This is a genomic window from Kitasatospora sp. NPDC047058 (assembly GCF_040643935.1).
Lineage (GTDB): Bacteria > Actinomycetota > Actinomycetes > Streptomycetales > Streptomycetaceae > Kitasatospora.
Genome location: NZ_JBEYVJ010000335.1, coordinates 1 through 7,479, shown reverse-complemented (window position 1 = coordinate 7,479; position 7,479 = coordinate 1). Strand labels below are relative to the sequence as shown.

8 protein-coding genes are annotated in these 7,479 nt (G+C 73.3%); 7 read left to right on the top strand and 1 reads right to left on the bottom strand.

The annotated features are described in order from the left end of the window. The first annotated feature begins 591 nt into the window (after window positions 1–591). Both ABZ885_RS31915 and ABZ885_RS31910 read left to right on the top strand, forming a co-directional pair. Window positions 592–1,359 (top strand): hypothetical protein, encoded by a 768-nt coding sequence (locus tag ABZ885_RS31915; RefSeq protein ID WP_360196344.1) that lies wholly within the window; start codon window positions 592–594, stop codon window positions 1,357–1,359. 34 nt (window positions 1,360–1,393) lie between these two features. After that, window positions 1,394–2,803, top strand: a complete 1,410-nt coding sequence (locus ABZ885_RS31910; RefSeq protein ID WP_360196341.1) for an MFS transporter — start codon at window positions 1,394–1,396, stop codon at window positions 2,801–2,803. Window positions 2,804–2,861: 58 nt separating this feature from the next. On the opposite strand, the gene ABZ885_RS31905 is transcribed toward ABZ885_RS31910, so the two are convergent. Then, window positions 2,862–3,314, bottom strand: a complete 453-nt coding sequence (locus ABZ885_RS31905; RefSeq protein ID WP_360196338.1) for a hypothetical protein — start codon at window positions 3,312–3,314, stop codon at window positions 2,862–2,864. Between the two features lie 128 nt (window positions 3,315–3,442). On the opposite strand from ABZ885_RS31905, the gene ABZ885_RS31900 reads away from it, so the two are divergent. The 5 genes from ABZ885_RS31900 to ABZ885_RS31880 all read left to right on the top strand — a co-directional run. After that, entirely contained in the window at window positions 3,443–3,949 is a 507-nt protein-coding gene (locus tag ABZ885_RS31900) for a SigE family RNA polymerase sigma factor (RefSeq protein WP_360196335.1), read from the top strand. 67 nt (window positions 3,950–4,016) lie between these two features. Further along, window positions 4,017–4,820 (top strand): hypothetical protein, encoded by an 804-nt coding sequence (locus tag ABZ885_RS31895; RefSeq protein ID WP_360196333.1) that lies wholly within the window; start codon window positions 4,017–4,019, stop codon window positions 4,818–4,820. Between the two features lie 88 nt (window positions 4,821–4,908). After that, complete coding sequence (locus ABZ885_RS31890) at window positions 4,909–5,517, top strand: DUF2975 domain-containing protein (RefSeq protein ID WP_360196330.1); 609 nt, start codon at window positions 4,909–4,911, stop codon at window positions 5,515–5,517. After that, the gene (locus ABZ885_RS31885; protein WP_360196328.1) at window positions 5,517–5,738 is read left to right on the top strand and encodes a helix-turn-helix transcriptional regulator; all 222 of its coding nucleotides are present in this window, start codon (window positions 5,517–5,519) and stop codon (window positions 5,736–5,738) included. The genes ABZ885_RS31890 and ABZ885_RS31885 overlap by 1 nt, the downstream gene beginning before the upstream one ends. Before the next feature lie 210 nt (window positions 5,739–5,948). Further along, window positions 5,949–7,479: APC family permease (locus ABZ885_RS31880; protein WP_360196325.1), on the top strand; the 1,531-nt coding region annotated here is incomplete at its 3' end.

Here is a 7,479-nt window from a genome sequence, read left to right as displayed (position 1 = left end):
GGAGCTGCGGGCGCGACGGGAGCCACGGGTGCAACCGGCGCGGCGGGAGCGGCGGGACCGACGGGGGCGGCAGGCGCAACCGGCACTGCGGGCGCGACGGGAGCAACGGGCGCAGCGGGCGCGACAGGGCCCACGGGCGCGACAGGTGCGACCGGCGCGACGGGGACGCCTGGCGTGGTGGGTCCCACCGGTGACACCGGGCCCAAGGGGGACACCGGTGCCGCCGGCCCGACGGGACCGGCCGGGATCGCGGGTATCGCGGGGACCACGGGCCTGATCGGACTGACGGGTTCCACCGGGCCGACCGGTGAGACTGGTGCCACCGGGGCCACAGGTGCTTCCGGCCCGGCTGGTCCGACGGGGGACATCGGTGCCATCGGGCCGACGGGTCCGACCGGACCCACCGGAGACGCGGGTTCCGTGGGCGCGATGGGCCCGACCGGCCCGACGGGAGCCACCGGCGGCATCGGACCCACAGGGGCCACGGGCGACATCGGCCCGACAGGACCGACAGGGGCCGACGGGACAACCGGCCTCACAGGTCCGACGGGCGCGGCAGGAGCAACCGGCGCCTCCGGGAACACCGGCCCGATGGGCCCGACGGGGGCTGCCGGAGCCACCGGTCTCACCGGCCCCACAGGACCCACAGGCGCGACCGGCGCGACCGGAGCCGCCGGAGCCGCCGGCAGCATCGGAGCAACAGGACCAACAGGGGCCACAGGAACCATCGGCCTCACCGGCCCCACAGGACCCACAGGCGCGACCGGCGCGACCGGCGCGGCAGGAGCCACGGGCGCCGCGGGGACCGTCGGCCCAACGGGCCCGTCCGGCCCTACCGGCGCCACAGGTGCCACGGGCCCCACCGGTGCCGTCGGTGCCACCGGTGCCACCGGACCCGCCGTCGCGTGCATCGCCCTGGACACCACCGTCGACGGCATCTCCCAGTACCTGGGCGTCGTACGCAACGGTGAGGTCATCGTCGGCCGCCAGACCGTCAGCACCCAGCCGCCGTCGGCCGTCTTCTGGATCAACCTCTCCGGCAACACCGGCTACCCGGGAAGCTCCGTCTGCGGCGTGGGTGTCGCGGTGCAGAGCAACAACCTGGTCGTCACGGCGCTGACGACCGGCGGCGGCGTCTACGAGACGGTCTGCAACAAGACCGGCACCAATCCGACCAACCTCGTCTGCACCAGCGCCTGGGTGCAGGTCACCCCGTCTCCCGCGCGGCTTCCCGACGGCGCCGCCGGGCCCGACCCCGCCGTCGCCACCGACGACCGGGCCCCGGCCGGCCTGACGGCGGCCACCCCCGGTCCGACGGAGTACCGGAGGGCACGGTCCGGCCACCGGCCGAAGGCCTGATCCGCGGCGGACGCAGAGCGTGAGGGGTCGGAACATGGCGGACACCGGGCGCACCCGGCCCGGCACGACGTCGGGAACGCCGGGGGCCGGGTGGCGTTCCCGGGCACCGCTGCTGGCCGTGTGCGCCGGGTACTTCATGGTGATCCTGGACGTCACGATCATCAACGTCGCCGTGCCGGCGGTGGGCCGTGACCTGGGTGCCTCGCTGACCGGCATCCAGTGGATCACCGACGGGTACACCCTGGCGTTCGCCGGCCTGCTGCTGACCGGCGGCGCCCTGGGTGACCGCTTGGGCAACCGGCGGGTCTTCTGCTGGGGCGTGGCCGTGTTCACCGCGGCGTCGGCCGCGTGCGCGGCCGCGCAGAGCACCGGGTTCCTGGTGGCTTCACGCCTGGTGGAGGGGGTCGGCGCGGCGCTGATCGTGCCCGGCTCCCTGGCTCTGCTCCAGCAGGCCTACCCCGAGCCGGACGCCCGTTCGCGGGCGTTCGGCCTGTGGGGTTCCATGGCCGGGATCGCGGCCTCCGCCGGTCCGCTGCTCGGCGGGCTCCTGGTCTCGACCGCGGGCTGGCGCTGGGTGTTCCTCGTCAACCTGCCCGTGGGCGCGGTCTGTCTGGTGCTCACGCTGCGCTGCGTGGCGGCCTCCGACCGGCACCGGGAGCGGGCCCTGGACTGGCCCGCGCAGTGCGCCGTGGTGGCCGCGGTCGCCCTGCTGACCGCCACGCTCAACGAGGCCGGGCGGCGTGGCTGGACGGATCCGGCCGTCCTCGCCGGCGCGGGCCTGGCGGTGGCGGCCGTGGCGGCCTTCGCGCTGCGCGAACGCCTCGCCCTCACACCCGTACTCCCCCTGCGCCTGCTGCACTCCCGCGCGCTGAGCGGCGGCGCCACCATCGGGCTGCTGTTCAACTTCGGCTTCTACGGCATGGTGTTCACCGCCAGCCTGTACTTCCAGCACCAGCGCGGCTACAGCGCCCTGGCCACCGGCGCGGCCCTGTTCCCCGCGGTGGCGATGACCATGTTCGCCGCGGCGCTGTCCGGGCGGCTGGCCCGGAGGACGGGCGACCGTCCCCTCGTGATCGGCGGCATGCTCCTCGCGGCGCTCGGCCTGGCCGGCTGGGCCGCCGCCGGGCCCGACCCCGGCTACCCGCTGCTGGTCCTCCCGATGATGGCGGCCGGGTTCGGCACCTCGTTCGCCCTGACCGGTTCCACCACCACCGTGATGACCGCCGTCCCGGGCGGTTACGCGGGAACGGCCTCCGCCCTGTTCAACACCACCCGCCAGGTCGGCAGCGCCGCGGCGGTCGCCCTGGGCGGCACGTTGCTGGCCACCGCGACCGACTACAGCACGGGCCTGCGCACCAGCATGGCGGCCGGGGCCTTCGCCTACCTGGTGGCCGCGGCGTTGGCGGCCGTCTGCGTCCCGGCCTCACCCGGCCGGCTCTGCTGAGCACCAGCGCCCGGCCGTCACCGTCGTGGCCGTGACACCGCGGGTCGGTGACAGAACCTCACCTGCTCGGACGCCATTGGAACCAGTAGTCGAGCCCGTCGGCCCGGTACCGGGCGCCGGAGTCGAACCGGAGCTCGCCCACGAGGCGGCGCGCGTCGGCCGGCACCTGTCGGTGCGGCGCCAGCAACTGTTCCAGTTCGTCGTAGCGGGCGTCGATCCCGCCCTCGGCCGGGTGGCTCTCCGGTTCCGCCAACCCTGCCTCGTAGCGCTCGTTCCACCTGACGAAGATCGCCCACTGCTCGCGCTCCAGCTCGGCTGCCGCGCCGCTCGCGGGCCAGACGCTGTACTCGTCGGCCTCGTCGGCGCGGTCGTAGTCGTAGCCGTGGAAGTAGTGGGGCTGTCCGTCGATGTCGGCGAGGCCCTCACGCGGTCCGTCGTACCACTCCGACTCGGCGTACACACGCTCGAAGCCGTCCGCGATCAGCTGCTCTTCGTCCCAGGTCTCCGCCACACGGGCAGGCTAGCGACGAATGCGGCGGCGGTGAAGAAAATTTCCCACCCGCACGACATCCCGGCGTCTCGCGTAGTCATGAGGGATATGCACGGGGATCACATGACACGCGAACAGGCGGGGACCGAGTGAAATCAGCACAGGAGGACGAGTACGTGGAGTTCGTGGCCGCGAGGGCGAAGGCGCTGTACCGCTCGGCGTACGTGCTCTCGGTGGGCGACAGGCATCTGGCCGAGGACCTGGTCCAGGAGACCCTCAGCCGGGTGTACGTGCACTGGAACCGGGTGGCCGGGGCGGACAACCCGGCGGCCTACGCCCAGACGGTCCTGGTCCGCACCTTCCTCAGTCTGCGGCGTCGGCGGAGCACCGGCGAGCGCCCCGTCGGGAGCATGCCCGACACCGGGGCGTCCGGCCCGGACACCGCGCTGCGGCTCACCCTGCTGGACGCCCTCGGCCAACTGCCGCCCCGCGACCGGGCGGTGCTGCTGCTGCGCTACTGGGAGGACCGCAGCATCGAGGAGACCGCGCAGATGCTCCGGCTGAGTAGCAGCGCGGTCCGCTCCCAGGGCACCCGCGCGCTCGCCAGGGTGCGTGCGCTGCTCGGCGACAGCCTGTCCGACCTGGTTCCGCACTGAGCACCGGCACCCGCACGCCAGGACCGCCGCAAAAGCCCCCATCAGCACCAGAGAAGGTGACGCCAGCATGCCGTTCGAAGCAGACCTCGCACATGCCCTGGACCGCACGACCGACTCCCTCGAACCCGATCTCAGCACGATCCTGGGCACGGCCGTCGAGCGCGGCCGGCGCCGGAGGCGCCGGCGCAGTGCCGGCGTCGTCGCCGGGGTCGGCGCCTGCGCCGTGCTCGCGGCGGCCGGCCTGCTGATCCCCGGCGCGCTCGCCGGGAACCGCTTCGCAGGATCCGCCATCGAGCCGGCCGCACCGGCCGCGCCCCGGTCCGCGGTCACCGGCGCGCAGATGATCCAGGCGCTGGAGATGACGTTCCCCGGGGGCCGGTTCAGCCAGGAGACCGGGCAGGACAACAACCCCTCGGATCCGTCCGGCGGGTTCGTCGCCAACGGTGAACTGCTGGTCGACGACGGGCAGGGCGCCGCCCTGGTCGGCGTCTCGGCCCTGCGGCTCCGCCTGCCGCTCGGGGACGGCGACGGTCTGAGCTGCGAGCGCACGCCCGCCCGTGCCGCGGGTGACACCTGCACGTTGAGCGAGTTGCCGAGCAGTGCCGCGGTTCCCGGCGGGGCCGTGGTGATGTCGGAGCGGAACGCCGCCCGGCAGCCGGCCGGCGCAGACACCGCCCGCCGCTGGACGGTGACGGTGACCCTCAAGTCGACCGGCGCGCAGCTTCAGCTGGTGCAGTGGAACAGCACCGGAGGCGGCACCGGCGCCGACACGCCGAAGCCGACCCGGTCCGCTCCCCCGCTCTCCGAGCAGCAGGTGGTGGCCGCACTCACCGGTGCCGCCTGGGCGCCGATCCTGGGGGCGGTCGGCTGACCCCTGGCGTTGGCCCGAGTGGCCTGGCATATCGTTTTTCGATACGATCGAAAAGCGATATGCCACTGACGCTGGAAGGCGGGGGAACATGAACAACACGTCCTGGTCGACGCGGGTCACGGACCACATCCTGGAGCTGGCCCTGGGGCTGGCCCTCCTGACGGTCGGACTCGTCCGCATCCTCCTGCCGGGCCTGGGGATCGTCACCCCGTTCGGGCCGGCGAACACCCGCGAGGTGCTCCTCGACAGTGCAGCGCGGCTGCCGGGCGACGTCACCACCGGGGCCGTGACGCTCCGCGGCTCCGGTCACGCCGAGCTCGCCTTCACCGACCCCGGCCTCGGCCAGCGACTGCTCCTGGTCCTGCCCGAGCTGGCGAACGGCCTGCTGGTCGTGGCGATACTGTTCATCCTCCTCCGGATGGCCCGCACGTTCCGCGACGGCGACTTCTTCGTGCCGCAGAACACGCGCCACATCACCCTCGTCGCCCTCGTCCTCCTGCTGACGGGAACGCTCGTCCCGCTGCTGGAAATGACGACCACCAACCTCCTGGCCCGCGGACTCCCGATGGCCGATGCGATCGCGCCCGCCCACGGCTTCGCGGTCCAGCCCGTCTTCCTGGCACTCCTCGCCGGCGCCGCGGCCGCGGCGTTCCGCGCCGGCACCCGCCTGCGCGCCGACACCGAAGGGCTGGTCTGATGCCACCGGAGGAACCGCACCAGATCGAGTGCCACCTCGGCCGCCTGCTCGACGAGCGCGGCATGACCCTGGCCGAACTCGCAGCACGCGTCGGCGTGACGGTCGCGAACCTCTCCGTCCTGAAGAACGACCGCGCCAAGGCGATCCGCTTCAGCACCCTCACCGCGATCTGCCGCGAACTGGACTGCCAGCCCGGCGAACTGCTCACGTTCACCGCCTGATCCCTCCACGGTCACGAACCAGCGGCCGTGCGGGCCCTTATGACAACAGCATTGACGTGAAACGGGTGCGGGGGTTTCATGGCCACCCACCGGCCGTCGTTCGGCCGCCCCCGCCCCCACCCCCTCACGCAAGGCGGTGTTCCCTTGGCAGAAACCGTCCAGGACACGGGTACCGGTCCGAGAGCCCGCTCCACGGCCTCCCCCGTCTCCATGCGCAAGTCCCTCGGCCTGCTCGACGGGGCGGCGATCGCCGCCTCCAGCACGGCCGCCACGAGCAGCATCGGCATCGGCCTCGGGCTGACGGCCGGGATCGTCGGCCTCCACCTCCCGGCGATCATGCTGCTCGCCTTCCTGCCCGTGCTCGCCATCGCCGGCGGCTACGGCCGGCTCAACCGGGTCGACCCCGACTCCGGCAGCAGCTACCGCTGGGTGGGCCGCACGCTCAATCCCTGGCTCGGCTTCCTCACCGGCTGGGTCAACACGGTCGGCACCGTCGTCTTCATGGCGTACACCACGACGGTGACCGGCTCGGCGATCGTCCAGCTGCTCGGCCAGGCCACCATCCACTCCGTCGCCGGCCTGCGCCTCGACCCGGACTCCACGCTCCAGTGCACGCTGATCGGCCTGGCCGTGCTGATCGCCGCCGCGCTGGTCGCCGTCCGGGGCCTCGAACTCGCCGCCCGCCTGCAGAAGTACCTGCTGGTCTTCGAGTACGGCGTGCTGCTCGCGTTCTGCGGCTACGGCCTGTTCGCCGGGGACCAGCCGTTCTCGCTGCAGTGGTTCAACCCCTTCGACATCCCCTCGCTCGGCGCACTCGCCCAGGGCATGGTGCTCGCGGTGTTCTGCTACTGGGGCTTCGAGTCGGTGTTCAGCGTCGGCGAGGAGGTGCGCGATCCCAGGGACGCCTCGCGCGGCGGCCTGCTCGCCCTGGTCGTCATGATGCTGCTCTTCCTCCTCGCCGGCACCGCCTTCCAGCGGGTCCTGCCGCTGGACGAGCTGGCCGACAACGGCGCCCAGGGGCTCGCCTACTTCGGCACCAGGCTGGCCGACCAGCCGCTCGCCGCACTGCCGTTGATCGCGCTGACCTTCTCCGCCGTCGCCTCACTGCAGGCCTCGGTCATCCCCACCGCCCGCGGCCTGTACGCGATGGGACGCGACGGCGTGCTCGCCCCGGTGTGGACCCGGCTGCACCCCCGACACGGCACCCCGGCCGTCGGCACCCTGCTGATCACCGGCATCGCCTGTGTGCTCGCCGTACTCTCGATCGCCATCCCCACCGTCGGCGACCTGATCTCCGCCGCCGTCAACGCGATCGGCATCGTGGTGGCGCTCTACTACGCACTCACCGCCGTCGCCGCGGCCGTGCGCTTCCGGCACCTGCTGCGCACCGCGCCGCTGGAGGGCCTGCGCGCGGTGGTCGGCCCGCTGCTCGGCGCCGCCGCGCTGCTGCTCGTCGGCGGCTACCTCGCCTGGACCTTCTACGACTCCGCCGACCACTTCGAACTCGCCGCCGACAACGGCTGGTTCGAACTGCTCGTGCCCGTACTGATGATCGGCACCGGTCTGGTGGCGGCGGCCTGGGCCCGCTGGCGGCGCCGCTCGGACTACTTCCTCCGGCCCGCCGACGACGGGCCGTCCGGCCACGACGACCAGGTCCGCGACGGAGTTGACCACCCGGCCCGGCCGGTAGGGGAAACGCTCCACGTCGGCGGCGGCGGTGAGGCCGGTGAGCACCAGGATG

Excerpts from the sequence above, each read along its gene's own strand:
- ABZ885_RS31895 (WP_360196333.1), top strand. The coding sequence starts at position 4,017 with ATGCCGTTCGAAGCAGACCTCGCACATGCCCTGGACCGCACGACCGAC.
- ABZ885_RS31885 (WP_360196328.1), top strand. The coding sequence starts at position 5,517 with ATGCCACCGGAGGAACCGCACCAGATCGAGTGCCACCTCGGCCGCCTG.
- ABZ885_RS31890 (WP_360196330.1), top strand. The coding sequence starts at position 4,909 with ATGAACAACACGTCCTGGTCGACGCGGGTCACGGACCACATCCTGGAG.
- ABZ885_RS31910 (WP_360196341.1), top strand. The coding sequence starts at position 1,394 with ATGGCGGACACCGGGCGCACCCGGCCCGGCACGACGTCGGGAACGCCG.
- ABZ885_RS31915 (WP_360196344.1), top strand. The coding sequence starts at position 592 with ATGGGCCCGACGGGGGCTGCCGGAGCCACCGGTCTCACCGGCCCCACA.